The sequence below is a fragment of the Scytonema sp. NUACC21 genome, from assembly GCF_054684315.1.
In genome coordinates, this window is record NZ_BAAFZH010000109.1 from 41,029 (window position 1) to 67,066 (window position 26,038).

At 41.8% G+C, this 26,038-nt stretch carries 22 protein-coding genes, 1 tRNA gene and 1 pseudogene; 7 read left to right on the top strand and 17 right to left on the bottom strand.

Annotation, left to right across the window (positions count from 1 at the left end; translation table 11 throughout):
- Nucleotides 1-358: 358 nt before the first annotated feature.
- The 4 genes and pseudogenes from ACYRY3_RS42410 to ACYRY3_RS42425 all read right to left on the bottom strand — a co-directional run bounded on the left by ACYRY3_RS42410 (nt 359) and on the right by ACYRY3_RS42425 (nt 3,927).
- Complete coding sequence (locus tag ACYRY3_RS42410) at nt 359-1,315, bottom strand: DUF4351 domain-containing protein (protein WP_460207851.1); 957 nt, start codon at nt 1,313-1,315, stop codon at nt 359-361.
- Nucleotides 1,316-1,528: 213 nt separating this feature from the next.
- Nucleotides 1,529-2,152: pseudogene (locus tag ACYRY3_RS42415) on the bottom strand (DUF4351 domain-containing protein); the annotation flags it as partial.
- A gap of 13 nt (nt 2,153-2,165) precedes the next feature.
- On the bottom strand, nt 2,166-3,293 hold the full coding sequence (locus tag ACYRY3_RS42420) for an HNH endonuclease domain-containing protein (protein WP_460207852.1): 1,128 nt from the start codon (nt 3,291-3,293) through the stop codon (nt 2,166-2,168).
- A 109-nt stretch (nt 3,294-3,402) separates the two neighbouring features.
- Nucleotides 3,403-3,927, bottom strand: a complete 525-nt coding sequence (locus tag ACYRY3_RS42425; RefSeq protein ID WP_460207853.1) for a hypothetical protein — start codon at nt 3,925-3,927, stop codon at nt 3,403-3,405.
- A 396-nt stretch (nt 3,928-4,323) separates the two neighbouring features.
- Between ACYRY3_RS42425 and ACYRY3_RS42430 the strand changes: the two genes are divergently transcribed.
- Nucleotides 4,324-6,495, top strand: coding sequence for a DNA phosphorothioation-associated putative methyltransferase (locus ACYRY3_RS42430; RefSeq protein WP_460207854.1), 2,172 nt, complete (start codon nt 4,324-4,326; stop codon nt 6,493-6,495).
- A 52-nt stretch (nt 6,496-6,547) separates the two neighbouring features.
- Here ACYRY3_RS42430 and ACYRY3_RS42435 read toward each other — a convergent pair whose 3' ends face one another.
- Complete coding sequence (locus tag ACYRY3_RS42435; protein WP_460207855.1) at nt 6,548-7,234, bottom strand: phosphatase PAP2 family protein; 687 nt, start codon at nt 7,232-7,234, stop codon at nt 6,548-6,550.
- 373 nt (nt 7,235-7,607) lie between these two features.
- On the opposite strand from ACYRY3_RS42435, the gene ACYRY3_RS42440 reads away from it, so the two are divergent.
- The 3 genes from ACYRY3_RS42440 (at nt 7,608) to ACYRY3_RS42450 (ending at nt 9,979) form a co-directional block, all read left to right on the top strand.
- Entirely contained in the window at nt 7,608-8,015 is a 408-nt protein-coding gene (locus ACYRY3_RS42440; RefSeq protein ID WP_460207856.1) for a hypothetical protein, read from the top strand.
- A 282-nt stretch (nt 8,016-8,297) separates the two neighbouring features.
- A complete protein-coding gene (locus ACYRY3_RS42445) occupies nt 8,298-8,474 on the top strand; it encodes a CsbD family protein (protein ID WP_460207857.1) in 177 nt (58 codons plus the stop codon).
- A gap of 785 nt (nt 8,475-9,259) precedes the next feature.
- Nucleotides 9,260-9,979: a response regulator gene (locus ACYRY3_RS42450; RefSeq protein WP_460207858.1), complete on the top strand. Its 720-nt coding sequence runs from the start codon at nt 9,260-9,262 to the stop codon at nt 9,977-9,979.
- Between the two features lie 13 nt (nt 9,980-9,992).
- Here the strand turns inward: ACYRY3_RS42450 and ACYRY3_RS42455 are convergent, their stop codons facing one another.
- Nucleotides 9,993-11,480, bottom strand: a complete 1,488-nt coding sequence (locus ACYRY3_RS42455) for a phytoene desaturase family protein (protein ID WP_460207859.1) — start codon at nt 11,478-11,480, stop codon at nt 9,993-9,995.
- A gap of 206 nt (nt 11,481-11,686) precedes the next feature.
- On the opposite strand from ACYRY3_RS42455, the gene ACYRY3_RS42460 reads away from it, so the two are divergent.
- Nucleotides 11,687-12,328: a TetR/AcrR family transcriptional regulator gene (locus ACYRY3_RS42460; protein ID WP_460207860.1), complete on the top strand. Its 642-nt coding sequence runs from the start codon at nt 11,687-11,689 to the stop codon at nt 12,326-12,328.
- A 280-nt stretch (nt 12,329-12,608) separates the two neighbouring features.
- Here ACYRY3_RS42460 and ACYRY3_RS42465 read toward each other — a convergent pair whose 3' ends face one another.
- The 7 genes from ACYRY3_RS42465 to ACYRY3_RS42495 all read right to left on the bottom strand — a co-directional run bounded on the left by ACYRY3_RS42465 (nt 12,609) and on the right by ACYRY3_RS42495 (nt 17,170).
- Nucleotides 12,609-12,890, bottom strand: a complete 282-nt coding sequence (locus ACYRY3_RS42465) for a hypothetical protein (RefSeq protein WP_460207861.1) — start codon at nt 12,888-12,890, stop codon at nt 12,609-12,611.
- Between the two features lie 362 nt (nt 12,891-13,252).
- Nucleotides 13,253-13,615 carry a hypothetical protein gene (locus ACYRY3_RS42470; protein ID WP_460207862.1) on the bottom strand — a complete coding sequence of 121 codons (363 nt, stop codon included), beginning with the start codon at nt 13,613-13,615 and terminating at the stop codon, nt 13,253-13,255.
- Nucleotides 13,596-14,651, bottom strand: coding sequence for a hypothetical protein (locus tag ACYRY3_RS42475; RefSeq protein WP_460207863.1), 1,056 nt, complete (start codon nt 14,649-14,651; stop codon nt 13,596-13,598). The genes ACYRY3_RS42470 and ACYRY3_RS42475 overlap by 20 nt, the downstream gene beginning before the upstream one ends.
- Before the next feature lie 1,154 nt (nt 14,652-15,805).
- Nucleotides 15,806-15,879: transfer RNA gene (locus ACYRY3_RS42480), tRNA-Pro, on the bottom strand.
- 52 nt (nt 15,880-15,931) lie between these two features.
- Nucleotides 15,932-16,297, bottom strand: a complete 366-nt coding sequence (locus tag ACYRY3_RS42485) for a DUF1818 family protein (RefSeq protein WP_460207864.1) — start codon at nt 16,295-16,297, stop codon at nt 15,932-15,934.
- 74 nt (nt 16,298-16,371) lie between these two features.
- A complete protein-coding gene (locus tag ACYRY3_RS42490) occupies nt 16,372-16,932 on the bottom strand; it encodes a hypothetical protein (protein WP_460207865.1) in 561 nt (186 codons plus the stop codon).
- 1 nt (nt 16,933) lies between these two features.
- Entirely contained in the window at nt 16,934-17,170 is a 237-nt protein-coding gene (locus ACYRY3_RS42495) for a DNA-directed RNA polymerase subunit omega (RefSeq protein ID WP_460208299.1), read from the bottom strand.
- Nucleotides 17,171-17,375: 205 nt separating this feature from the next.
- On the opposite strand from ACYRY3_RS42495, the gene ACYRY3_RS42500 reads away from it, so the two are divergent.
- Nucleotides 17,376-17,798 (top strand): fasciclin domain-containing protein, encoded by a 423-nt coding sequence (locus ACYRY3_RS42500; RefSeq protein WP_460207866.1) that lies wholly within the window; start codon nt 17,376-17,378, stop codon nt 17,796-17,798.
- Between the two features lie 190 nt (nt 17,799-17,988).
- On the opposite strand, the gene ACYRY3_RS42505 is transcribed toward ACYRY3_RS42500, so the two are convergent.
- From ACYRY3_RS42505 to ACYRY3_RS42515, 3 genes are all read right to left on the bottom strand, one after another.
- On the bottom strand, nt 17,989-19,452 hold the full coding sequence (locus ACYRY3_RS42505; RefSeq protein WP_460207867.1) for a glycoside hydrolase family 13 protein: 1,464 nt from the start codon (nt 19,450-19,452) through the stop codon (nt 17,989-17,991).
- A 154-nt stretch (nt 19,453-19,606) separates the two neighbouring features.
- Complete coding sequence (locus ACYRY3_RS42510; RefSeq protein ID WP_460208300.1) at nt 19,607-21,349, bottom strand: ShlB/FhaC/HecB family hemolysin secretion/activation protein; 1,743 nt, start codon at nt 21,347-21,349, stop codon at nt 19,607-19,609.
- Nucleotides 21,350-22,743: 1,394 nt separating this feature from the next.
- Nucleotides 22,744-22,914, bottom strand: a complete 171-nt coding sequence (locus tag ACYRY3_RS42515; protein WP_460207868.1) for a hypothetical protein — start codon at nt 22,912-22,914, stop codon at nt 22,744-22,746.
- A 57-nt stretch (nt 22,915-22,971) separates the two neighbouring features.
- Here ACYRY3_RS42515 and ACYRY3_RS42520 point away from each other — a divergent pair, with 57 nt between their 5' ends.
- Entirely contained in the window at nt 22,972-24,264 is a 1,293-nt protein-coding gene (locus ACYRY3_RS42520; RefSeq protein ID WP_460207869.1) for an RNA-guided endonuclease InsQ/TnpB family protein, read from the top strand.
- Nucleotide 24,265: 1 nt separating this feature from the next.
- On the opposite strand, the gene ACYRY3_RS42525 is transcribed toward ACYRY3_RS42520, so the two are convergent.
- Complete coding sequence (locus ACYRY3_RS42525) at nt 24,266-25,318, bottom strand: metal-dependent hydrolase (RefSeq protein WP_460207870.1); 1,053 nt, start codon at nt 25,316-25,318, stop codon at nt 24,266-24,268.
- Nucleotides 25,319-26,038: the final 720 nt, after the last annotated feature.

The window sequence follows — 26,038 nt, forward strand, 5'->3', positions numbered from 1 at the left end:
CAATCTCAGGTCTTGTGAGGGAACTCTTCGCGAATATGTTGCTCCTCTTATGGAACACCAAGGGCGAATGCTATGTACCCTACCTACCGGTTTGCCTTAAGACGTTCTTGCAGAGTTGACTTATGCCAACGCCATAAAATTGTGTAATTAGTTGGGAATACATTCAAGCTAACAGTTGTGCTGTCTTTAACCTGCTCGTCACCAACGTGCTCACCTGTAGTTATGTAATACCATTTCACGAAAAGGATGATACAAATCGAGAGTGTCCAGAAGCGCTGTTTGAAGCGTCTCTACAGAATGTATGTGTATCATGATTAAAGTGAAATGGTATAACTCATAGCACGCTCCTGCTCACTTATTAATTTGCTGACAACCAGTTAAGTAAGTCCTCAATAACCGTAAAATCTAACAAAACCTCAGCAAGTGCTTCAAGTTGCGTTACCGAGAGGGTTTGAATCCTTTCGATGACTTCAGATGGTAACTCTCCTAAGAGTCTTTGCAGTTGCCTTTGGATCAGTCTCTGTTGACCTTCCAGGGTTCCTTCAATCTTGCCCCGTTCGTAGCCAATGCGCTCACCTGTGGTAATGTAACTCATCGCACGCTCCTGCTCAAACTCCTTAAATTCCTGCCAAAACTGTGCTTCTAATTCTTTTGGTAAAATCATAACCCAATCGATAAATCGATATAAATTACGAATCTCCCTCTCATTCAATCCTAATTCATACAATCGTCGCACCAGACTAAATTTCCAACTTTTTCGCTCTAGCGGTTTTTTACTTGTCTCCTGCATCTTTAAATGTGCCATCACTACCGTTGCAAACGGGTTATCGCTTGCTTCTAATTCTGTCCAATGGTTTTGGTAGTCTAGAAGCTTGACGGTGTCAAATTCAAAGCTTAACCTTGTACCGGGGTAGTGATAGCTGTATTGGTTTGGTCGCCACGTTGGGTCTGGATCGCACAAAATCGCCAAACTTATGGCAGGTTTGCCAAATCTGTCAAAAATTCGCAAGTTGTAGGAAAACATCCTTTCTTCAAAATTCTCTTCTGATGTTGCTTGGATTTCTACGTGTATCAACAGCCAAATTTCTTCTCCTTGAAGTTGCCAAACTTTGACTAATTTGTCTGCATAGCGCCTACCTTGTTCTGCTTCACGTGCGATTTGCTGAAATTCCTTATCTAAAAATTCATGGGGACGTTCCCAGTCGATTAATGCAGCAGTTTCAGGAAAGAAAAATTGCATCGCTTGGGGAAAATACGCTTCTAAAACTTCTTTCCAGGGTGAATCATTATCGGCTCTTTCACGCAGGGAGGTCATGATTTGATGATATTTAGTACAATAGTTCTCATAAGGATTCCGAGGAATTATACCATTTCATCAAATCACTGCTACACACGATCTGACGTAGGTAGGCTATGCCGAACATTTGCTGTTGTCCTGTATAGCCCTACCTACAAAGACCTGAGTTAAAGTTTAGGTATATAATTAACCACTAGTCAACCCTATTTTCAGCAAGCATAACTGAGGTGACTATTCTGATTGATTGGCTGACAACCAGTTAAGTAAGTCCTTAATAGCCGTAAAATCTAACAAAGCCTCAGCAAGTGCTTCGAGTTGTGTTACCGAGAGGGTTTGAACCCTTGCGATGACTTCAGCTGGTAACTCTCCTAAGCGTCTTTGCAGTAGCCTTTGGATAAGTTTCTGTTCACCTTCAAGCGTTCCTTCAATCTTGCCTTCAATCTTTCCCCGTTCGTAGCCAATGCGCTCACCTGTTGTTATGTAACTCATAGCACGCTCCTGCTCAAACTCCTTAAATTCCTGCCAAAACTGTGCTTCCAATTCTTTTGGTAAAATCATAATCCAATCAATAAATCGATATAGATTACGAATCTCCCTCTCATTCAATCCTAATTCATACAATCTTCGCTCCGGGCTAAATTTCCAACTTTTTCGCTCTAGCGGTTTTTTACTCGTCTCCTGCATCTTTAAATGTGCCATCACCACCGTCGCAAATGGGTTGTCACTAGCAACTAATTCTGTCCAACGGTTTTGGAAATCCAGAAGCTTGACGGTTCCAAATTCAAAATTCAGCCTGGTATCAGGATAATTGTAACTGTATTGGTTTGGTCGCCATGTCGGGTCTGGATCGCACAATCTAGTAAAGCATTTAAGTCTGATGATATAGCCAATCGTTTCCAAATCCTTGACTTACTGCCAAAGCTATGAGAGGCTTCATTTGAAGTTCATAACCTTTTTCCAGTTTCTCAAAACTAAGTAACTCATTTTTATTGGGAAACTTTAAATCCGTTATATAACATTCAATATACTTGTTCCAGATTTTAGGTTGCATTTTTCTATAGGAAGTCATTAAACCTAAATGTTGAATTTTCACAAATTTTTCAAAGTAGATGTCTGCTGGTAACTTATTTGATTTTGAAGAGTTAATCTCCCTCTTAGTTGGAACTAAATTCCACAGCTGGTTGTGAGCTACAAATGTCCAAGGTAAATAATGGTCTAGAGAAAAATTATTTACGAGCAGAGGTTGGTCAGAATATATACATTTTAACTCTTCACAATTTTGGATGACTAGTTTCCAGTAAGAGGTTTGGCTTTGCATTTGTTGTCTGCTTCCTTGTGGAGGAAATAGTTTATTTGCCAGGGAGGGAACATTGGAATTATGTTTCTGCATATACTCAAGCCATTTCCAACAAACCCAAGCTAGAATAATGCGGTAATTTTTCTTTATATACAAAGCCCATTCAGGATGAAAGATAATAGATAAGTCATCTTTAGCAAAACAATATAATGGTTTACGTGTTTCAAAGAAAAATGATGCAAATATTTTAAGTTGTTTATTCACTTCCTGGTCTTTCACACCCCTAATTTCTTTAAAAAAGGGTCTGAGCAGGCGAAATGGCACGTACCTAGTTAGGTCATCATTAACATATTGTTTATTAATTTCTTCGCGCAGGAAGGTTTTATCATTTTTTGTAAGTTCTAAAAACCTATTATCAACATCTAAATTTAATGATTCTAGTTTTTTAGCGATCGCATCTTGCAATCCAAAAGATAACTTAAAAACTACACTGGGATACCAAGCAATCGCCAACATTTCAATGGCTATTTCTCTTAATTCTATAGGTGATGCTACTTGAAACTGTCTTTTAAATAAAATTTCTAATAAAGATAAGAAGAAGATAAACTTATAAGAATTTGTTGTTTTATCGAATAATCTGGACAAGGTTACCACATCCAAATCGTCCGAATGAGGCAAATTACTCAATTTAGCAACCATGTAGCTTTTTTAACTCCTGCTCAAGGTTAACCTCTGGCGTTAAAACTCAGAATCTTTTGATACTGAGCTAGTAGGGCAGTTTGCAATACGTAGGTAAAACAGCCCGTCTTTAGTGTTCCCAGAATTTTGCTATTCTTTTCACAGGAAGATTAGCCAAAGCTTCATCTGGTAATTCATGTTCCAACAACGAGTCATTTTCCAGGTAATTTCCCTTGAAAAGGCTTAAATCATCATTTTTTCTGGATTTTAGAAAATTCTTAACCCAATTATTAGACAGAGGAACTCCAAAATACACAAGTCCCGGTTCTCTCCAGGTAGGGTCTAATGCATAACCTTGAGAGTCCATCAGCCAAGCATGATTCACAGGGAAGCCGACATTAGGTGCAATCGCGTACCCCTCAACGTAGATTAAATCCTTATATTTCTTTTTACTCAAGATTTGATGACAGTTGTAATAGCAGTGGGCTGGAACACCCTTAATTTCTTGAGGAAGAGTCCCTGCTTCCATAAAAATTCCATAGTGTAAAAGCATTTCTTCAAAGCAACAAAATCTCCAATTAGGCTTCTTCCTTAGACTTTGCATTAAGGATATGTTTTTCAGAAATTCTTGAAGCTGTTCTTGTAATTTTTGCATTTTAGTGATTGTTGGTAGTAGTTCTTTTACCTTATCTGCTGAAAAGTGAAGCTGGAAATCCCAGTATCTCCGGTTGAATAAGTCTCTATCTATAAAATGAGAGTGTTTATTTGGATCGAAGTATACATTAGAACTTGCTGAGTATCTTCTTTTTTCAGTTATTTTTGATACCTGGTTTCAAATTCTAGAAGTTTTAATAAACCAGGTTTTAAGATATACGCTATTTTATTTTAAATAAATATGATACTTAAATTTGCATAATTTTTCAGAGTAATTGCGTAATTGCGGTGAGTTCTCCGGAAAAAGTGATTCAAATGCTACTTATTGTGGGAAGATTAACATTACAGCCAAGCATTAAGCGATTTTGCTAGTAGCAGTTCTCCACAAATAAGCGCGATGGCTCCTGGGAAGGATAGCTTGAACAAATTTGAGGCAAATAGCTTAACCGAGGAATCTCAGGTTATAGCAGAACCGAGCGTAGTATCTTTGGAGGCGATCGCAACCTGTTGTCAGCGCAGCAAAGTTGGTAAGCTATTACCAGAAGCTTTGTACGTTCATGTTTTAGCACTACACGCCCTCGACCCCCTACTCCAGCAATATGAAAGCCGTGCCAGAAATGCTGCGCCTCAAGTCCAAGGAGCAACCCTTGTCAAATTTAGTACTAATAAGCCAAAAATTTCATATCTCTTCTACCCGGATTTTGACACCAATCCCCACCCATCATTACACGCGAGTATTCAAGTTGACACAGCAACCCTAGAAGTTGCTTACCGGGACTACAGCACCTCAGACAACCCCCCCATTCTTCACCGCAAAGAAACCTTCGTCACTCCCGATTATCCCCTTTACAAAATGTTTGCGGAACTCACAGGGGCTCAAGAAGCACTGGGTTTACTAAATGACTCCAGAAACATCGGTACACAACAAGGATGGCAAAGGCGCTTGCAAGCTTTTGGGGTGGAAATTCAAGGGCATTATCTCGTACAGCACCAAACTCCCAGCACAACCCAGCAACAAACAAAACCCGTTAGTGAATCTTCGGCACCCCGGATAGACCGTCACAAAGCTGCCATTTATCGCAACGACTTGTCCCGCCCCGTCCGCCTAGCTTTGGAAGCAAACTTATTTACACCAGAAACAACCTTTTTTGATTATGGTTGCGGGCATGGGGGCGACCTGTCTCGGATTGCACAAAAAGGTTATGTCAGTATGGGATGGGACCCTTACTACTCGCCAGCAACTCCCCTAACTCCTGCTGATATTGTCAATCTCGGATACGTAATTAACGTTATCGAAGACCCAATTGAACGACGAGAAGCCCTGGTGAAAGCGTGGGAACTCACCCGTAAAGTTCTGCTTGTCTCTGCCCAAGTTTTAATAGCTGACTTTAGCAGAGGTGTTGTTGCCTATGAAGATGGAGTCATCACCACCCGCAACACTTTTCAAAAGTATTACGACCAAGAAGAACTCAAACGTTACATAGACCAAGTGCTTGGTGTTGATGCCATTCCCGTTGCTTTGGGAGTCTATTTCGTTTTTCGGGATGAGGCGCAAGCACAACTGTTCCGGGCTTCCCGCTACCGTTCTCGCGCTACGACTCCCAGAGTTCGTTCTCGTATCAAGCGATTTGAAGATTATCAGGAACTCCTCGCACCTCTGATGGCTTTCGTCACTGAAAGAGGTCGCCTCCCCAGTAAAGGTGAACTCGCGCAAGAAGCTGATATCAATGCCGAATTTGGTACTCTGCGGCGTGCCTTTCAAGTGATTTTACAAGCAACCAACCCGGAAGAATGGGAGGCAATTTCCGAGAACCGCCGTCAAGACCTCATGGTTTACTTAGCCCTGACCCAATTTAGCTATCGCCCAAAACTGAGAGATTTAGCACCCGAAGTGCAGGAAGACATCAAAACCCTATTCGGCACATACAAGCAAGCCTGTGTAAATGCTGACATCATGCTTCTCAGCGTGGGCAATCTAGAAATCCTCAAAGAATGCTGCCAAAACAGCCCTGTGGGAAAAAAGCAGCCAAATTCTTTATGGGTTCATGTTTCCGCGCTACAAGCCCTCGACCCGCTATTGCGCCTTTATGAAGGTTGTGCCAGTCGCACCATTGGGCGTTTGGAGGAAGCCAATGTCATCAAATTCCATACCAAAAGTGCAAAAATTTCTTATCTCTATTACCCCGACTTTGACACCGATCCCCACCCCGCGCTACAAACCAGTATGACCATTGACCTGCAAGATTTGCATGTTAATTATCGCGACTACGATACAGATGACGACCCCCCCGTGCTTCACTATAAAGATGCTTTAGTCACTTCCAATTATCCCCACTATGAAAAATTTGCCAAGCTGACTTGCCAAGAAGAAGACTGGGGACTTTTGGATGATTGGCGACGAATTACTCATCGTTCTGGTTGGCTCAAATGTTTGGCAGACCATTGCGCTACCCTCAAAGGATACCAGCTCCACTGGCGAAAAGATGCCGACCCTTACAAACTCAAAGTCCTGCGTTCTGCGGTTCGCAGCCGTCAAGAGAAAAGACGCAGTACAAATAATACCAAGTAGCTATACCAATGACAAATGACCATTGACAAATGACTAATGACAAATGACCTACTTATCCTCTCCGCAATCTTTGTAATTTCAGCATTGTAATGCATATCGTGAGCCATAAAAAACCGACTCCGTAACCTGCAATTATATCAGTGGGCCAATGGACTCCTAAATATAAGCGACTGACACCAATAGCGGCAATTAAAATAACTGCACAACTGTAAATTAATTTGGATAGCTTAGGATAGTGATATGCCAATTCGCAAGCAATAAAACCATACAGCACCATAGAGCCAAGTGCATGACCGCTCGGAAAACTAAAAGATTTTTCAGTAATCAATTGATGCCATAGTGCAGGGCGAATTTTGGAAAAAAACAACTTTAGTCCTGTATTTAAAATGAATCCTCCCAAACAAAGCAGTACAAATATTTTGGCTTCTTCGTGATAACGCCGCCACCAAAGTAATAAGAAAGTAATTACTGCAACTATAACTACTGTATTGGGATTACCAAGATTTGTAATAAACAGCATGAAATTATCTAGAGTTGGATTGGCAAACTGATGTAGCCATAACAGAAAAGTAGTATCAAATGCAAAAGCTTCTCGCTCTAAAACCTCTTCAGCCAGCTTTGCTAAAATAAAAAGAATGAGCAGACAACTAGCAAGTCCAACAATCCCAATTGTGGCAATTAAAGGAGCTAAACGTGGGTAGATGTGATGTAACCAAAAGTTGGAAAGTTTTCGGAGCATAATGAATTAGCATGAAAATCAGATAGACAAACAGTATTGTATCGGTTGGGTTTGTTTGTTCAATCCAACCTACGTTTATCCTTCATCCTTCATACTTTAAATGTTGGGGTTTTGTGACTCAATTCAACCGACGATTCTCATGATTTAAACACGGGGTTGTGTTGGGTTGAGGAACGAAACCCAACCTACTTAACAAAACGATAAAAATTCCTACGAAAAATATTTCAAATGATAGAAACATACAAATTTATGTCCTTAGAAGCAATTCTCAAGATTCTACAATCCCATTCTTTAGATACTGTTTTTGATTTTAAAATTTTACTAATTTAGTTATTAAAGAAGTTCAATAAAAACTTTAATGAGGACATAAGATATGACTAATAACAACTTTAACAGAGCGGCAGATACATCCGAACGAGTTGAGGTGGATACATACGATAGAGGGATTGTGCCTGCTGAAACTAAGGCTCGTAAAGAAAGAGAAGGAGAATTATACAAAACTACTCCTAACGAACAAAGAGAGGCAAGCGCACCTACTGATGACCAAACCGAATCTGATAGTCTACACACAACAGATGGATACACAGTAGACAAAGAAGGTTTATTGAACAATTATGCAGTAGAACCGGAAATGTACTATGAAGTACCGGGTGATGCGAAACAAGAAGCAGCAGAAGATGTAGCTCACCGTGCTCAGGAACTCAAAGAAGCTAATGAAGATAAAGAAGGTGAGTTAACAATTGATAGTGACAAACGAGGTAGAGGTCCGGGAATTGTTTAGTCTTGCTGCATTGCACAAGATTTCTCTGTGACATAGGTACTATTGCGATGATTGGGACAAAAGCCTAATTATCGCTTTTTTTTAATAGGTAGACGCTAATAAAATTAAGGTAGTCATTTGTTGTTTGTCATTCATCATTTGTTATTACAATAGGTTGCAAGAAATATGTATTTTGGAGAAATAAGGTTGTGAAAACATCTACTTAAGATAGATTCATTTAAAATATTTTGATTCTAAAATTCTAAGAAATAGTAAATAGCTAATAAAGAATTAGGAGGCAAAATGAGTATCGAAAATAGAATAGAAGCAACCGCTAAAAATATCGAGGGTAAAATTCAAGAGGTTGTGGGCGAAGTCACCGGCAACCCCAATGACAAAGCTGAAGGTAAAGCAAAGCAAGCGGAAGCTCAAGTTCGTCACACTGTGGAAAACCTCAAAGATGACATGAAAAAGCTATAGACTAACTTCCATAGCGATTAGTGCTTAGTGGTTAGATGATTGTAGGGTAGGCACTGCCCACCAAAGCGAACGTGTGGCATAGCCCTACCTACGTCTTCAAGAATGTGTGGCATAGTGGTTAGATGATTGTAGGGTGGGCACTGCCCACCAAAGCGAACGTGTGGCATAGCCCTACCTACGTCTTTAAGTCATCTTCTAGCGCGTTCATATATACTTGGTTAAAGCACCCGTGCTCGTAATTCATCAGTACCAGTATCAAACTCTTCAATCACACTGGTCTGAAAATGAGCTTTCATGAGTAGAATAAAAATTCATGCCAGTGCCCCATCGCTTCAGACAAGTTGGGTAAATTCGTAACCGTCTAATTCTGGCATCGTAACATCTAAAGAAATTGGGTGGCGACTGCTCAACCATAGCTAAGGCAGTCTTGCTATCTTGCGGCAAGATAATTTCGTAATTCCGAATCTTCTAAAATCGATAAGTTGTCAAAAACGCCATCAACGACTAAAATAGAATATTCTTTAGCTGTCTTATTATAAAACACGATCTTTAAACAAGAAAGTGCTTGTCTTAGCGAGCAAATCTAGTAACAGCTCGCTTTGCAAGCGTCAGGATGTTTGAGAGAACCTCACACCGTTAAAAGTTTGTAGCAAGAAAGCGCCCAATACATAGAGTTTTCAAGGCATAATTATTCTTGCTGAAGGGGGATGAAACTTGAAGGCATCCTACTTTTTGTATAAAATCCCGATTAAAATAACCATGTAGATGGGTAGAGGTGACCAGCTATGAGTGAAATTAAGGTCGTTGTGATAGAAGACCACAACCTTACCCGAATAGGTTTACGGGCGGCTTTGGAAACTCAGCCAGACATAAAAATTGTTGGTGAAGCAGCTAATGCAACTGATGGATTGCAGCTTCTGAAAACTCTGCAGCCAGATGTTGCTACCATCGACATTGGTCTGCCTGATATGGATGGCATTGAACTGACACGCCAATTCAGACAGTATCAAGCCGAAACACAAAATTACACAACAAAGCTGCTGATTTTGACCATGCAGAATAGTGACGAAGCAGTCTTAGCAGCTTTTGCCGCTGGGGCAGATTCATACTGTATGAAGGACATCGCAACTGAAAAACTGGTGGAGGCAGTCAAAACAATTCATACAGGGACTTCGTGGATCGATCCGGCGATCGCAGATATTGTGCTACAACAGATACGTCACGATTTTCCCAATAGCAGTGGAGGCATACGGGGAAAAAGAGTGATGATTAATGCTGTTGACCCAGAAGTTGAGAAAACGCTGGAAAGCTATCCACTAACCGAACGGGAAATGGATGTTTTGGAGTTAATTGTCGCTGGGTGTGACAACGCAGAAATTGGTCAAAAGCTTCACCTGACTATAGGTACTGTCAAAACTCATGTCCGAAGTATTTTGAGCAAACTCTGCGTAGCTGACCGAACTCAAGCTGCTGTCCGTGCTTTGCGTGGGGGATTAGTGCAATAACATTATTTCTCCATCAAACCTTAATATCCTGTTTCACAAAGAACACAGCACTCCGCGCTGCCTCAAGAATAGTCAACAAACCGCTTCCTGGATGAACCGCACCACCAATCCAATACAACCCGCTAGTGTTAGCAGAACGAATTGGCGGGCGGAATGGACCTAACTGGCTCCAGCCATGACTGAGGTTAAAGACAGCGCCCAAGTGAACTCGATAATCATCCCGCCAGTTGTCAGAGGTGTAACAAGTTTCTGTGACTATGTGCTTTTCGACATCTTCAAAGCCAAGCAATGGCATTCGTTTGATGATGAAGTCCCGATAGGATTTTTGCTGATTTTTCCAATCAACTGGGTAGGACGTGTTGGGAATCGGAACCAGTACAAACAGGGTACTATGTCCGGGCGGTGCATTGTCAGTGTCTGTGACTGTTGGGTTACAGACGTAGAAAGGAGGGTTTTCTGTATCTAGAGCAGAATCATCCACCCAAGGGCGATCGCGACGGCGAATATTCTCTGAAAGATAAATTTGGTGATGGGGCAGATGGTCATAACGGCGATTGACACCCAAGTAAAGCATAAAAGTCGAGCAGGAAAATTGCATCCGCTTTAATTTGCTATCTGTATAGCGACCTCTTGCTGACTCTGGTAATAAATTTTTCACAGCATAGCCAAAATCTGCATTGACTACCACCCCATCAGCAGGAATGAGATCGCCCCCACCCAGTTCAATACCCCGCGCTTGACCGTTTTCAATCCAAACCTGTTTTACCGGACAATTTAAATGGATACCCACACCTAAATCGGTAGCCGCCTTTGCCAATGCTTTTGCTAAAGCACGGAATCCACCTTCAGGATGCCAAACACCATCTGCAAATTCCAAAAAAGGAATCAGACTAAACACACTCGCCGCAACTGTTGGGTGCATGCCCAAATACTTTGATGAGTAGGAGAGGGCATAAACCAAGCGATCGTCCTTAAAAAATCGCTGGAAATGTTGATACAAGCTTTCCCAAGGACGAAAAGAAATAGCGGATAATACCTCATTAGGGCGCAAATAACCAAGCACAGAACGCACGGGTGTACCGAGATAAGGTTTGTAACCCAGTTCATTTTTGCGTTCGTGCTCTGCATACCACTTATCAAACGCCTGGGGTAAGTCAGGGCGAATTTCTGCCAGTTGCGCTTTAAAAGCCTCCAAGTTTGAAGTTAAATCAAGCCGGCTACCATCCCAAAAATGCACCCGCATCATGGGGTCGAGTTGCAGGAAACGAATATAGTCACTCAACTTCAATCCCGACTCAGTAAAAAGTTCTTCATACACCCGTGGTACTTGAAGAATGCTCGGTCCAGTATCAAAAGCATAAGCACCATCCTCAAATCCCCGCATCCTACCGCCTACCCGGTCAGCCGCTTCGTAGATTTCCACAGCATATCCAACTGATGCTAGCCGCATCGCCGTTGCTAGCCCACCCGGTCCCGCACCAACAATAATAATTTTTGACATACCATAACCCCCTAATGCCTTGAAAATACTAAAGCGATCCCCTTACTTCCCTTTTAAGTTGAGGAAGCAAAAAAACTGAGAAATCCTCACTTTTGTAAAATATGAGAAATGCTCACTTTTGTCCAGCTAAGTTGTCATATTAAGTCTGGATAATGATACCAAGTTGCGTTCATACATCTAACTCTCTCTCCCTTGTCCCCCTTACTATGTCTGAGCAAACATCTTTTCCCGAACCTTTGCGCCGGTTGCCCCAACAAGCCCGCAGCCGCCAACGGTTGAATCAAATTTTGGATGCAGCGGCCCAGGCATTTGAAGAATTTGGGTATGAAGCAACTACGACTGAAGTCATCGCTATGCGAGCAAATACCTCAATTGGTTCGCTTTACCGATTTTTCCCGGATAAACCAGCAATTCTGTATGCTTTAGCGCAAAGATACTCCAAGGAGATGCGGGAATTAACCGCCGAATTGTTTAGTTCTAGCACAGTTGGGCGATCGCTTGCCTCAGTGCTAAGTGATGCGGTTGATGCCTACGACAATTTCTATCGAACTCAACCAGCTGCCCGGATTATCTTCTTGCAAAGGCAAGCAGCGCCAGAACTATACGATTTAAATAAACGCCTCGACCATGAAATCGCCCTTCATTTAGATGCTTTTTTTGCCCTCAAGCAACCAAACATGGAACCAGAAAAACGCCGGGTGGTAGCATTGGTGGCTGTAGAGGTAGCCAGCGCATTACAGTTGTTTTACTGGAAGCAAGAGGATAATCTGCAACAGAAAATTGTTGCGGAAACCAAGCAGCTCCTGACTAGATATTTGCAACCATTGTTAGAAAGTACAGCCCTGTAGAATGATGGCATGAAATTTGGAATTGCGGAATTAGGGAATTGCAGAATTGCGGAATTGTGAAATTGTGGAGTTGTGGAATTGTAAAATTGTGGAATTGTGGGATTGTAGAACGGGCGTCCCCGCCCGTCCTGTATAAATGTCTTTCTCAAAGCCCCCACCACAAGAAATTTTGGAATATTTTTTTATTTGGAAGCCCCTAAGAAGACCGGCACCAATCCTTGCAGTCAAACTTCAGTAGTGCGATCGCTTTGCTTCCGAACGCTTCGAGTTGGAGGGCTTTTCATTGCTCCTTAAGAAGAGGGCTGCACTTTTCGTCACTTCCACCCTCTGACAGGCACTCGCTGTATTTGAGGTATTTCTCCACAGTTTGGTTCTGCCCTTGCTTCGGCGTTTCTACCTGTACCTGTCTTGCCCTACTGCGACCGACAAAGTTGTTTTGATATATCAGGTAAACAATAGATAGTACACCTAATAGTGCTCCTGCGGTGATTGCGGTTATTACTATTAAGCCTCGTCTGTTCCGAAATTTCGTTGGGTTGCTGTATTTTTGGTCAACTTTCATGTTTCAGGTACAGATACTTACGCAGTTAATTTTTACACTTTTAGCGCCCTATCAAGTTTAAAGAGTACGTGAACTATTGTTTGATTACTTAAAGGTTAAATTATCTCTTGTCATAAACTTTACTGACAGCATTTTTCAGGTAAATGGCGTAGGGGCGTATGTTCTACGGACAGGCTGCGCCAACGCGGAGTGTACCGACGTTCGTAGGCATACGATTGTTCGCCCTGACGACAAGTCTGGAATCCCTAACAAACAAAGTTTTAGCGTTATAACAATCGACGGGCTGACTTATGTACTTGATTGTGAAGGGCTAGCAATGGAGCACCCACATTTTAGATACAAAAAAGTGGAGATTATACCCACTAAAACACTTTTTTCTCAATAGAATTTGTAGATGAGTGGGAATTGCCTGTAGTATCAAGCGGCAAAGTGACTGACGGTTCTATAATGCCTTGTTTTTGTAAAATATCTTCATATTGATCCTGACTTAGAGGACAATCCACTAAGTCCAAAAACTGAGCTTTTGTTAAGTGGCACTGTTTTGCCATCTGACTTAAGATACTATCAGGAATATCCTTCATCTTCTTTGTGTGGCTTGTCTTGGTCTTGGCAGTAGTCTTTTTACCGTCTTTAGTAAAGTAAATGAAGTAGTGATGGTCATTTTGAGTTTCGTGAAACCCTTTGGACAATAACCCAGATTCTACTTTAGTCTTTTGTCGCGGCACTCGATACCTCTTCTAGTTTTTCTAAAAGTGATTCTCGTAATTGTCGCGCATCTAACGCTAATTCATCCACATTGGCATTTACGTACTCATCCCACATCATGAGCATCTGGTCGTTAATTTCGTGAATAAGTTCATCACGAGTGAACGCAAATACGTGAAGACCAATCTCAGGCTCTTCCACAACTAAGAGTTGCCCGCTTTCTTCGTCCATCTCGGGTGTCAACAAAAGGTGCGTTTTTAACCGCAGTTTTTTGTCGTGCCCACAAATTTCTCTAATATTGATAGGAGATAAATCAAGAGGTTCTATTCTAGTTACATCAGTCAATTTAATGGGTTGCCCCTCGTTATTCAAAGTAAATTGTCCTGTGACCTGGATCATCTGCCGACGATTTTCAATCATCGAATCTTCTAATTCTTCTCGGTAAATGCACTCAATTTCTTGGTGAGTAGGAGGATAGCGCAAAATCACGAGGTGTTTGTCAAAATCTATACGAATTAGCTCACCAGTTACAGTCATGACGGCATCTTCTGGTGTGTCCTGAGTTAGCCAGGTATCAATAATATCAATTGATTTATTAGTAAGCGTTAATTCTTTGGTGCTGTTAACTCTCGCAAAGCCTAATTGCCAAAATTCATCAGCTTTAGGTAAAAACTTTCTGGTTTCGCGCAAGGCACGATTTCTGAGTTTGGAATCTGGAATAATGTCTTGAATATGGTCAAAATTGGAACTGCTCAGGCATGATAAAAAATTTTCCAAAGCCCCCATGACTTCCAACGTACTTGGGTCGGGAGGGAGGACTACTGGCACAGTATAGCTTCCAGGTTGAGGTATGCTGGCACGTAACCTATAAAGTTGCTGTATTTCTGCTGTTACCCTAAACCGCTGTCCCAAACTGCGTTTTTCTCTTGCAGTAGCAAGTAGATAGACGACTTGCTGCATCCCGTCTAATACGCGTACCAAAATGTTGACGGGAACTTCTAAATTCTCCATCTCTTGCCCACTCATGCGAATTAAGGCTTTGGATTCTTCCAACATTCTTCCTGCGCTCAGACGTGTTTCACCTCTTGATTGTAGCTGTAGGGATACCAGTTCTCAAACAGCTACACGAAGCATGAGCGCGGAAATAAAAACATAGCTTTGGGTGTCGCACCCTCTCCTCTGGAGGTAAAAAGACCTTATCAATGCGTTAGCGCAGCTTGCCAACGAAGGAGGCATAGAGCAGTTTCCTCAAAGTTGATGAAAATCTCTCAAGATTAACGAAGAACACAAACTCAATGCTATAATACAAATGTCAACTAAAAACTGAGTTTTAGAAACTGACTTTCCAAAATAACACTTAGTGTTATTTTAATGTAGAAAGCAAAAAAGCCCAAGAGCTATTTGCAGTAGCTCTCAGGTTAATGATTTTGTATAATTTTTTTGATTGTAGTGAAGTTATTTATTTCAACTTCCCTGCAATCAAAAGCACTAGCAGAGTTATTGTTGTAATCTGCGAAAGTGCAATTGTGATCTGCGAAAGTGTAACAAGAATCAAGCACAGGGTTTGATTCATTTATTGTTCCTCCTTCAATTCTGACGGCAGAGACGCTGTTTTGATAACGTCTCTGCTTAATACTGTAGCATGACTATGTTCAAAAGTCAGCTAACTCGTTATTAATTAGCAACGCAAATATCAAATATACTGAGCATTTGTAAACTATTTAATAGGAATAGTTTATAGGAATTAGCGCTCGCACTCTACGTATACGTTTAACTTCAAAGTATTGAGTTCCAGATCATTTTTAGGATTTCCCTTAATACACCCATTAGTTCTTAAATAGGTTTCTCTAAAGAAAACGCAAATACACTACAGCACATTGCAACAATCGTGAGGTACAGATTGTTGCAAGAGCATAAGTCCTGCGGACAGGTTGCGCCAACGCGTAACGTGCCGACGAAGGAGGCGAACAACCGTTCGCCCCTACCGATGTACTTCATTTACCTGAAAAATGCTGTACGTTTAGTAATGATATTGTTAGGGATTTTTAAGAAATGAATTATCCATCTTGTGGGATGGGCATCCTTGCCCGTCATTCAACCTGAACGGACAACATACCCGTCCCACTGGAAATTTTTGGATACTTTTTTATTTGGAAGTACCTTATTAGGTATGATGAGGTTATCTAGAAGGAACTGGAGTTTTCGGTCAATCGGAGCGGCGGGATTTGAACCCACGACCTCCACTACCCCAAAGTGGCGCGCTACCAAGCTGCGCTACGCCCCGTAGTCAACCTCTCCATAATAGCAACAAGAACTAGAATAATCAAGAGGTTTGTTCAAAAAACCTTGAGCATCCCAGTTGCTTGCAGCAAACCTGGAACAGCAGAAGCTTCCCATTTCCCTTCTACACAACGTCCCGTATTCAGGATAAAGCGCAAGCTGTAACTCTGGGGATAGCCTTCCACTTCCATCCACAATAGATCGCTCTCGGCTTCACAGGCAATCTTTTCCTCATCCATCAGTTCATTTGCAATTTGCCGCATACTGTCTGCTAGCTGTGCCAGTAACCGACAAAAATCATTTAACTCGGCTTCAGTCAATTCAATTGCCCAGTCGTCCGTACCCACTAGACCTTTAAACTCTGGCGCTGTTGGGTTCCAGCCAATACGCCAACCATGCCCACTTTTTAAAACGCGTTCCATCTTTGCTTAATGCTAATTGCTAATGGCTAATAGTACGACGACAATTAGCGATTAGCGATTAGCCATTAGTAAAATTACTTGAGTAGCTGGGCATCACCTGGTTGAGGTGACCGGGAACGGGTTGGGGGAGATTCTCCTGATGGTGGTGAGGTATTGGGGCGAGCAGTTGGTGTACTTTGGGTATCCCCGAACACGTTCACCAATGCTTGTACCAAGGCGTCTCGCTGGCGACGGCTAAGACGTGCGATCGCAGCCTTATCCGCATCTAGGGGATTTTGCCGCAGGGTGTCATTCCCCGGATATGTCCCTTCATAGAGTACTTCATTAGCATCAAGATAATCTGCCAAAGTCAGCTTCCAATCCAAGCGAAAATTTGGCGCACGTCCTTTCACATAAAGGTGATATCGAATTAAGCGGCTGACCAAAGTGTTATTTTCGGCTCTTTTGCCAGTCTCTTTGCTTAGGTACTGGTTTTCCCGTGGCAAGTCTGGCACTTGCTTGTAAACGAGCTGCCATGCATCAGTGGCGCTGACCCTTTGAGCAGATACGGGTTGGAAACCTACGCTTAAACTCAAAACAATAGCACTAAATTGCGCGATCGCCCCAACCCAATGACTTCTCCCAACTCGCATCATGTTAGACTTCGCCGATAATTTCTGGTTGAGTCAGTTCATCGGACATCTCAATAATTGCCCGAAGCACTGGTTTCATCATGGCATCATCCGCACTGTCAAAGTCTTCATACCGCCGACGCTTAGCGCGATTTGCCACTTGAACCGTAATGCGATAGCGATTTGAAGCTGCACTAATGAGCTCCTCAGCACGATGCATGATCTGAGATTGAGTTGTCTCGAACTTGGAACGCTTTAGCATAATTCCTGGTTTTTTGGAAGTCATTATCTAAGTTTAGCAGCCGCGATCGGCAGTTATCAGTGAACAATCCCTTAATTATGGCTCTTCATTGGTCACTTTTGACCAAATTTACTTCGCAACACCTCCGTTGATAGAGGCTGAGACATTTTTGTCACTCTATAAATAGTCTGTAATATTACTCTAAAAATTAAGTAAAAGTCATCTCATGCCTAACCTTGTTGAAACTGCTTCTCAAGCCGGAAATTTCAGCAAACTTGTCAAGGCTGTGGAAGCAGCTGGACTGGTAGACACGCTGAACAGTCCCGGTCCCTTTACAGTTTTTGCACCTACTGATGAGGCATTTGCCAAGTTACCACAAGGAACTTTAGATGAGTTACTCAAAGATACCCATAAGCTCAAGAGGATTCTGGCATATCATGTCGCCTCTGGTGATGTTAGGTCTGACGACTTGATTCAAATTGACCATGCAGAAACATTAGAAGGGTCAGTTGTCGGAATCAACGCTACTCAGGGCAAGGTGAAAGTGAATGACGCCAATGTCCTCCAAACCGATATTCTTACCGACAATGGGGTGATTCACGCTATTGATGCAGTGTTAATTCCTACATTTGTTACTAGCGAAGCTTAAGTGATACTCCTCCCTAGCCCTCTGCTTATAGAAGCTTAAGTGATACTCCTCCCTAGCCCAGACCTTGTAAAGGAGAGGGAAATAGAACAGCGATCTTCCCCCCTTTATAAGGGGGGATTAAGGGGGGTAAATCCAACTTGTGTGTATACAGTTACCAAGAAGAGGGAATGAAATCTACAATATTCCCCCCTTAAGCAACGCCAAGAATGCAGCCGGAACGAGCAGGAAGAGTTAAAATAATTTCCTTAGTTTCGCCTTCTACATTCCACTCAAACTCAGCGGTGCCAAACAGCAGCTTGTTAGGTTGGGAACTCAAACTCTTAGCATCTACATTGCCTTTTGTGGGCGCAGTACCGGCATTCACCGCAACAATCAATTCTTCTGTTTCCAAAATCCGCGCAAAGACATAGAGTTCTCCTTGAGAGAACAAAACTTTGTATTCCCCTGTACGCAAACAAGGATAATTATGGCGTAGGGCAATGAGTTGGCGGTGTGTCTCAAAAATTTCTCTGTCCCAATTGGTTTCTAGAGGAAAGCCACGGCGAGAGTCTGGATCTATCGCCCCTGGTAAACCCACTTCATCGCCATAGTAGATACTTGGCGCACCAGGAAAGGTCAGTAACAGTAAAGTTGCTAATTCAACGCTTGGTTTATCACCTCCTGCGATGGTTAGCAATCTTGCTGTATCGTGACTCGCTAGCAAATTCAATTGCGCCAATGCGATTTCCCAAGGGTAAAGTTGCAGGAGATGCTGCATTTTTTCAGCGTACTCTTTGGCAAACAGTGGTGGATGGGGGTCGTAAGAACGTCCTTGTACTTGTTTCAACACTACGCGATCGCCAGCAGTAAAAGCAATTGTTGGCCCTGCAAACAAATAATTCATCACCCCGTCAAACTGGGTACCATCCAACCACTCACGGGCATCATGCCACACTTCACCCACAATATAAGCATCGGGATTAATTGCCTTAACGCGATCGCGAAATTCTTGCCAGAATCCAGGAGTTTTAATCTCAAATGGGACATCCAGACGCCAACCATCAATACCGAATTTAATCCAATATTCGGCAATTTCCATAATGTATTCCCGCACTTCCGGGTTATCATGGTTGAAAACTGGTAGTGCTCGATTGTTAGCCCAACCTTCATAGTTAGCAGGATATTCACCGTTATAAGGAGAAACGGGCCAATCGTGGATTTTGAACCAATTCACCCAAGGGGAATGAGGTCCATTTTCTAAAATATCGTGGAAAAAGAAAAAGCCTCGACTTGCGTGATTAAACACCCCATCCAAAACAACTTTAATATTACGCTCGTGGGCTGCATCTAGCAATTCCTTGAAAGCAGGGTTCCCCCCTAACATTGGGTCAACTTGATAATAATCGTGAGTATGGTAGCGGTGATTGCTTGCTGATTGAAAGATAGGGGTAAAGTAAATAGCATTAATTCCCAGATCCTGTAAATAATCTAACTGTTCCATCACACCCCATAAATCTCCACCCTTGTAACCTTGAAGTGTTGGCATAGCTTCCCATTCCTCCCAAGTGGCATTGCGTAACAGTCGCTTGCGGGGCTGTTTGCTTTTTGCAAAGCGATCTGGGAAAATTTGGTAAAAAACAGCGTGTTTAACCCAATCTGGTGTTTGAATCTGCATAATGACTCTGTATACTTCAACGCAATCCTTGCAGATCCCCGGTACTTGTGACTCACACTTGTGATAGAAAATTCTAATGGATAGTGGTTGGTAGTTAGTAGGTAGTGGTTAGTGGTAGCGTTCCTCGACTGGAGTCCCTGTTCCCCGTTCCCTTTTAAAATGGCTGATAACGCAATGAAAAGTAAAGCCCTTTCTCTTGCAGCGAGTCACCTTGGTTATCAACATCCATTAAAGGGATGCCATAATCCAAACGTAAGTTTAAACTCCGAGATGGTTGCCAAACTAACCCTAAACCCAGACCCGCGATTGTCTTTGGATCGGGATTAGCCCCCCGATTGTTCCAAACTGTACCAATATCGAAAAAAGGTGTTAACTGCAATGCATTGTAGCTAGATATTGGAGGAAAGCGAACTTCTAATGAACCTACTACGCCATTATCAGCAACAAGTTCATTCTGACGATATCCGCGCACTGTATCTAACCCCCCAATACTAAGTTTTTCCAAAGAGAGTAAAGAGTCTCCAGTCAATTGGGCGTTTAGTCGTGCTAGCAGTAAAGTTCTCGGTGATAGCCGGTGTACCCACTGAAATTGCCCCAGCCAGGAAAAAAATTGCCCATCAGTACCCGTATCGTTAATGGTGGCATCAAAAGCACCTATCCCCAGACTAAACTGAGAGCGTGCCGCTAAGACTGTATTGGCATTACGACTCACCCAATCTTGAGAAAATCGAATAACCGTAACTTTTGATTCGCCATTTTCCGGACCTTCTGAAAAGGAATAGGGAATATCATCAAGTATGAAGGTTTGATTTCGCCGCAAATCTAAGGATAAACCAAGCGCAAATTCACTTGCTGGAGACCGATATAAAGGTTGACGAAAATTTACGGAATAGGTTTGAGTTTCGCTTCTAATGTCTAAATCTTGGAAAGCGTCTTCAATAATCCGGCTGTCAGTGTTACTATATCGAAATCCAATAGTACCGTTTAAAGAATTTACAGGGATAGTGTAGTTAATATCGTACAGATTCAGACCTTCTGTTCTGCCATATTCGGCGTTGAAGCGATCGCCAAAACCGAGTACGTTATCATGGGCAATAAATACGCCTCCTTGTACAGAGCCAATACTGGGAGACTGAGTATTATCTATAAAGACTCCAGCGTGAAAGGCTGGCGCTTCTTGGACTCTCACCTGTAATATATTTTGACCGGGGGTGCTACCTGCGGTTAACTCGGCATTCACCCGACTAATAAGAGGATCGAGTTGTAGAAGTTGTAGCCCTTCTTCCAAACGCTTCTGGTTTAAAGGTTTTGAGGTGGCTCTTCGTAAACGCGATCGTACATATCCTGCTCGTAACCTATTCAATCCACTCAATTCGATGTTCTCTAATTCACCTTCAACAACTTGGATTTTCACAAATCCACTGCTGATATCTTGATTGTTTGGCAAAAATGCACCACTCGTAATATAATCATTGTCTATATACAATTGAGTAATAGCAGAACGCAATTGGAGCAATTCCTCAAAAGTTGCTTCTCCCTTCTTTTCCAAAGGTTCGATTAACTTCTTAATTTCGTCTTGTAAAACAGTACTTCCTATCACCTCAATCTTCTTAATAGGAATACGAATGCCCTGTGGAAAAGTAACATCCGGCGATTCTTGGGTAGGAGGAGTTTCAAGATTAGATTCTGGTGCTTGTGTAGGGGGTTCTTGAGGAAAGGGTCTTGGTGATTCGTTTGGTTGAGGAGTTATACGCTCAATTGTTTCAGGGGTTTCTGGTGGTATTGTGACTCCTGGTGGTACAGATTGAGCAAATACAGTGGAAGATAGGCAAACAAAGGTAGAAAGAAATATAGAAACGGACGTTACCAACCTTATATCTTTGCAACAGCCAGCCATTACAATATGCTGTCTTCGTCTTGACCTCAGATGCATGACAATATTATCCAACTGTAGACTCTCCTGTATCACTACCAACACTCTACAAGGAAAGGGACTGGATAGTACATTCGCTATTTCTGCTTAGTTAAGCGCAATTTTGAGAAGCATCGATTGCTGAAAACTGCACCTTAATACGGTTTGGATAAGACCAGAACCCGGATCGGAAACACAAGGTAGAGAGGCGCTGTTTGAAGCGTCTCTACACTCTTAATTTTTTACACATCAACCTGAACTGAACCCTATTGCCTACGGGCTAAGTTTTATGGTTCTTCAGTACTTGTTATTTTAGCATAATAAGTACTGAAGACCCAGTTTTATTAAAGATGGATGATATAAGCTATCAATATCATCATCAATAGAACTGTTAATTTCAAAAGAATTTCCATAATCACCACTTGAACTAGAAAAGTTTTTAGTTGTTAATAGTTGGTCATTGATTCCTTGCATTCCTGAAGATAACCATGCTGCCGATCTAGCAAAATCTGTATTGATACAATTAGATTGTCCTACCTCATATCTTGCACCATTACCTTATTGCAAAAATCAAACCCCAAAAAGCCGATCCCGATCGTAGGTAGGGCTATGCCGCACACTCCCTTATTGAGAAGGTGCAAGATGTCAGCTACCAAATCACAGCATTCTAGTATTGGTTATCTCCTAGCTTAAACTCTATTTGAGCCCCATCAAAATTCTATAAGATTTGTTGGTATATTTGAGATGTAAAGCGATTGGCGAACCCTGTACTTGGTGCTAACAGAAAAGCGATGGATGCAACAACAAGAACAGCTAAAAATTTGCTTTTTATCTTCATAATGACCTTTGTTGAAGTAAAGATTTTATTGCTTAATCTTTAGAAAAGCCAAATATTCAAGAATCTCTAAGATTCTAGTTTTCTTTGGTTTTCAGTCTAATGTTCGTTTGATTATTATCGTAGAGGAAGCTTTTGGCCGTTGCATTTACGGTTTCTGCTAATTAAAGTGCAACTATGGGAAGAAAAGATGGCTGAAAACTGCACTTATATGAATTTATAACTGTAATTACATATAACGATTTTAGATTTTTTAGGTAGGGCAATGTCGCACACCCCCTTATTGAGAAGGTGCAAAATCTCAGCTAAACGATTTTAGTAATTTTGACAAAAGACTAAGAACCGTTCTCATGAGTTAACTTTATTTGTGTCATCCTACTTAGTGTGCTTCCTTGCCCAGAAGTGCTAACCAAAATCAAGAATCCCTTGCTACTAACCACTAGAATTTAGCTTAATCCAAAAGAAGCCCTACATCTGACCGAAGGCAGTGTGGGATGAATTTTGGGCAATGACGAAAGCATCCCCGACCTATGTTAACCGTAGATTAACGCGTTCGGGGGGTGCTTGAGGAATTGCCAAGTTCTTTTGGTTGGGGTAGAGAGTCGATAAATTCTTCTATAACTTGAGTCATCGTTTTATCAACTTCTATAGCGTGACACCGTAATTTGTTTAATCTACGTTCGGAAAGCCGCAAGTTAAAATATTTTTTCTTCATGTCGTTATTTTGTCGTTACAGTGTGCTAGTATAAGTATAGCGAAGGAGGTGATTAGAGTGTTGAAAGCAATTAAAGTAAGACTGTACCCGACAACCGAAGTTGAAGTTGCACTAGCAAAATCTTTTGGTTGCGCTAGATGGTATTGGAACCATGCTTTAAATGCTTGTATTCAGCACTACGAACAAACTGGTAAATTATTATCAATGAAGATTTATAAGGGGATGCTGCCTCAGTTAAAGATTGAGTATCCTTGGTTAAAGACTGATTGCTACTCTTCTGTATTGCAATGTGTTGCCATCAATTTAAATAAGGCATACACAAACTTTTTTGAAGGTAGAGCTAAGTTCCCCAAGTTCAAGTCTAAGCATCACAGACAATCAATTCAGTATCCTCAAAACGTCACCATCATTGAGGACTGCTTAAATATCCCTAAGATTGGCGTAGTTAAAGCAGTTTTTCATAGAGAAATTAAAGGCGTTATCAAGACTGTTACAATCAGCAAAACACCTACAGACAAATACTTTGCGTCTATTCTGTGTGAGACAGAAGCTGCTGAAGGTACTCATTCAGGTCAGCATTCCGATCTTGGCGCTTCGCGTCGAGGAGGAAATGCTGACCCGAAGGGTAATAAAATTCTTGGGATTGACTTGGGGATTAAAGATTTTGCGATTGTCCACGATGGATCGGAAGTTACAAAATATTCAAATCCCAAGCATATTCAAAAGCACGAAAAAAATCTAGCTAGAAAACAACAAAAACTAGCCCGGAAGAAAAAAGGTAGTAAATCTCGTGCAAAAGCTAAAAAACTGGTAGCAAAGGTGTACGAACGTGTATCAAATTCCCGCCAAGATTTTTTACATAAGGTCAGTAAAAAATTGGCTGACGAAAGCAAAGTCATAACAGTTGAAAACCTTAACGTTAAGGGGATGGTACAGAACCGTAAGTTATCTAAATCTATTTCGGATGCTGGATGGGGAATGTTCGTTAATTTCTTAGATTATAAGCTACAGCGTCAAGACGGAAAGCTAATAGAAATTGACAGATTCTTCCCCAGTTCTAAGATGTGTTCAAGTTGCGGTCATCTTAAGTATGAGTTGCCACTAGATGTCAGGGAATGGGATTGCCCATCTTGTAAGACTCATCACGATCGAGATGGGAATGCAGCGTTAAACATCCGGAACGAAGGTATCCGAATACTGAACTCTCAGACTAGTTCTGAAGTCACTGGCGGAGGGAACCCCGTTACTGCTAGGTTAAAGCTGAATAAGACCCGCAAATTGCAAGATTTGAAGGCATCGGCTCATGAAACTAGAAGCCAACACTTACCGCGCAAGCGGAAGTGTGGGTAATTCACAATTTAAGCTCCCTACTTATGGTAACGATCCTTATAAATAATTGACCTGTGACGAATTGATTACCCAATTTCCGAACAACAAACCTAAGGGGTGCAGATTCCAGCTTAATTGACGATTCATTCAACTGAATAAAAGGGAATTGGTGAGGGTCAGGGATAAATTCTAGGTTTTCTGGGTCATCAATTGTTAACTCACCAGTGACAAATATTAGCGTTCTAGGAAGATCAAAACGGGTTAAGGATTCTTTTAAGTTTTCGTCATCCAAGGTTAATGACTCAACATTAGTAATGGCATTCTGACCCACATTAGCAGTAATCCGCTCGGTGACGATCTGACAATCTGGTTCGGTACCTGCTTTGTAAAGTTTGAGATCCCTAGACATGACCAGGAACCCCTGACCCTTTGGCTGGACTAGCAAAAAATCCTCCACAACTTTTCTCAACTCCCTTGGATGAAACCCTTGAATATGGGTAATTATGAGATGCTTTGACCCATGCTGATTATAAAACTGCTCAACTCCAGTGGTATGACCAATCAACCTATTCAAGTGTGTCATCATGCCACCACTAGAGTTGACGCTGATGCTAAACATCAGAATCAACAACAGTATTAACACCACAGCAGACTCAGCTGGGCTGCTAGTTTTGAGTCTAAATTTTCGGTTTCCAGGCCATCCGATTCTCACTTTTAAGGGCCAGAATAACTGACAGCCAGAAACGGTGAAAACGTCAGCGAAGTAGCCGAAGAAATAGCCGATATTCAAGGCATGAATGAAATCTACAGGCACATGAGTTAGTGCAACTACTGAATATGACACTATAGCCAATATACCGGAAGCAAGCAAGCTGTGAGTGGCACCCCTGTGAGGAAGCGTCTGCCTGAGGAAATGTGAAACCGGGAACAATATGCGACCTGCATAACTGGTGCTAATGTCTATGTCTGGAAGAAGCGAGGCAGCTGCACCAATCACAATTAATCTTGCATCAGCAGTGTCAAGAAAAAGACTTGTTGCTGTGGCGCTAATGAGTAAATGAGTAATTCCCATCATATACGATGCTTGTCTTCCTTGGGCAAAACCCTCAATGTATACAAAATCCCTATAAACAATCCTTTACCCGCACCAGTCACGATGTATATGCCAGGGTTATGTGTGAGCTATTCTGCTTACATATTGCACAGATACTCTCCATCCCACAACAATCTGATTGATTTAGACTATGCAAATTAGAAGCGCAACAGCTTACTCAGTGCGAGAAATTTCATGATTCTATATTCACCTTGCTTTACACTATAATCTCTACCATCTGGGGAAAGAGCAACTCTTAATGATGGTTTATGAGAAAACACTGTGCTTCTTCATTGAAAAGCTAAGTTAAATATTTGACAATTGATTTTGACTATAAATTAAGCATGATAGCCACAGAACTCCTATATACTTAGCACCTATACTACCATACTCTTGCTAAGTACGATCTCTCATATCTTGCACCATCACCTTATTGCAAAAATCAAAGCCCAAAAAGCCGATCCCGATCGTAGGTAGGGCTATGCCGCACACCTCCTCCCACAAAGAAGGTGCAAGATGTCAGTTTCCCTAATTATTTATATAAAGCTGAACAAGCCGGGAAAAGAAAGTTTTGTGCTAGCACTCTGCATAATTTGGAAACATCAACAGCACTTTTGGGCTTTCCATCTTGCATAAAAGTTCCCGGTCGATAGTATGCGATCGCCTATACCAGTTCTTTGAGAAATCTAAATTTTGGCTCCA

What these genes read in the sequence shown, in the direction of transcription:
- ACYRY3_RS42435 (WP_460207855.1), bottom strand. Translation starts at nt 7,234, where the DNA reads ATGCTCCGAAAACTTTCCAACTTTTGGTTACATCACATCTACCCACGT.
- ACYRY3_RS42510 (WP_460208300.1), bottom strand. Translation starts at nt 21,349, where the DNA reads ATGGCTGGCTGTTGCAAAGATATAAGGTTGGTAACGTCCGTTTCTATA.
- ACYRY3_RS42445 (WP_460207857.1), top strand. Translation starts at nt 8,298, where the DNA reads ATGAGTATCGAAAATAGAATAGAAGCAACCGCTAAAAATATCGAGGGT.
- ACYRY3_RS42495 (WP_460208299.1), bottom strand. Translation starts at nt 17,170, where the DNA reads ATGCTAAAGCGTTCCAAGTTCGAGACAACTCAATCTCAGATCATGCAT.
- ACYRY3_RS42420 (WP_460207852.1), bottom strand. Translation starts at nt 3,293, where the DNA reads ATGGTTGCTAAATTGAGTAATTTGCCTCATTCGGACGATTTGGATGTG.
- ACYRY3_RS42485 (WP_460207864.1), bottom strand. Translation starts at nt 16,297, where the DNA reads ATGGAACGCGTTTTAAAAAGTGGGCATGGTTGGCGTATTGGCTGGAAC.
- ACYRY3_RS42410 (WP_460207851.1), bottom strand. Translation starts at nt 1,315, where the DNA reads ATGACCTCCCTGCGTGAAAGAGCCGATAATGATTCACCCTGGAAAGAA.
- ACYRY3_RS42430 (WP_460207854.1), top strand. Translation starts at nt 4,324, where the DNA reads ATGGCTCCTGGGAAGGATAGCTTGAACAAATTTGAGGCAAATAGCTTA.
- ACYRY3_RS42505 (WP_460207867.1), bottom strand. Translation starts at nt 19,452, where the DNA reads ATGCAGATTCAAACACCAGATTGGGTTAAACACGCTGTTTTTTACCAA.
- ACYRY3_RS42465 (WP_460207861.1), bottom strand. Translation starts at nt 12,890, where the DNA reads ATGAAAGTTGACCAAAAATACAGCAACCCAACGAAATTTCGGAACAGA.
- ACYRY3_RS42525 (WP_460207870.1), bottom strand. Translation starts at nt 25,318, where the DNA reads ATGATGGGAATTACTCATTTACTCATTAGCGCCACAGCAACAAGTCTT.
- ACYRY3_RS42515 (WP_460207868.1), bottom strand. Translation starts at nt 22,914, where the DNA reads ATGAAGAAAAAATATTTTAACTTGCGGCTTTCCGAACGTAGATTAAAC.
- ACYRY3_RS42440 (WP_460207856.1), top strand. Translation starts at nt 7,608, where the DNA reads ATGACTAATAACAACTTTAACAGAGCGGCAGATACATCCGAACGAGTT.
- ACYRY3_RS42475 (WP_460207863.1), bottom strand. Translation starts at nt 14,651, where the DNA reads ATGTTGGAAGAATCCAAAGCCTTAATTCGCATGAGTGGGCAAGAGATG.
- ACYRY3_RS42490 (WP_460207865.1), bottom strand. Translation starts at nt 16,932, where the DNA reads ATGATGCGAGTTGGGAGAAGTCATTGGGTTGGGGCGATCGCGCAATTT.
- ACYRY3_RS42455 (WP_460207859.1), bottom strand. Translation starts at nt 11,480, where the DNA reads ATGTCAAAAATTATTATTGTTGGTGCGGGACCGGGTGGGCTAGCAACG.
- ACYRY3_RS42450 (WP_460207858.1), top strand. Translation starts at nt 9,260, where the DNA reads ATGAGTGAAATTAAGGTCGTTGTGATAGAAGACCACAACCTTACCCGA.
- ACYRY3_RS42500 (WP_460207866.1), top strand. Translation starts at nt 17,376, where the DNA reads ATGCCTAACCTTGTTGAAACTGCTTCTCAAGCCGGAAATTTCAGCAAA.
- ACYRY3_RS42425 (WP_460207853.1), bottom strand. Translation starts at nt 3,927, where the DNA reads ATGCAAAAATTACAAGAACAGCTTCAAGAATTTCTGAAAAACATATCC.
- ACYRY3_RS42460 (WP_460207860.1), top strand. Translation starts at nt 11,687, where the DNA reads ATGTCTGAGCAAACATCTTTTCCCGAACCTTTGCGCCGGTTGCCCCAA.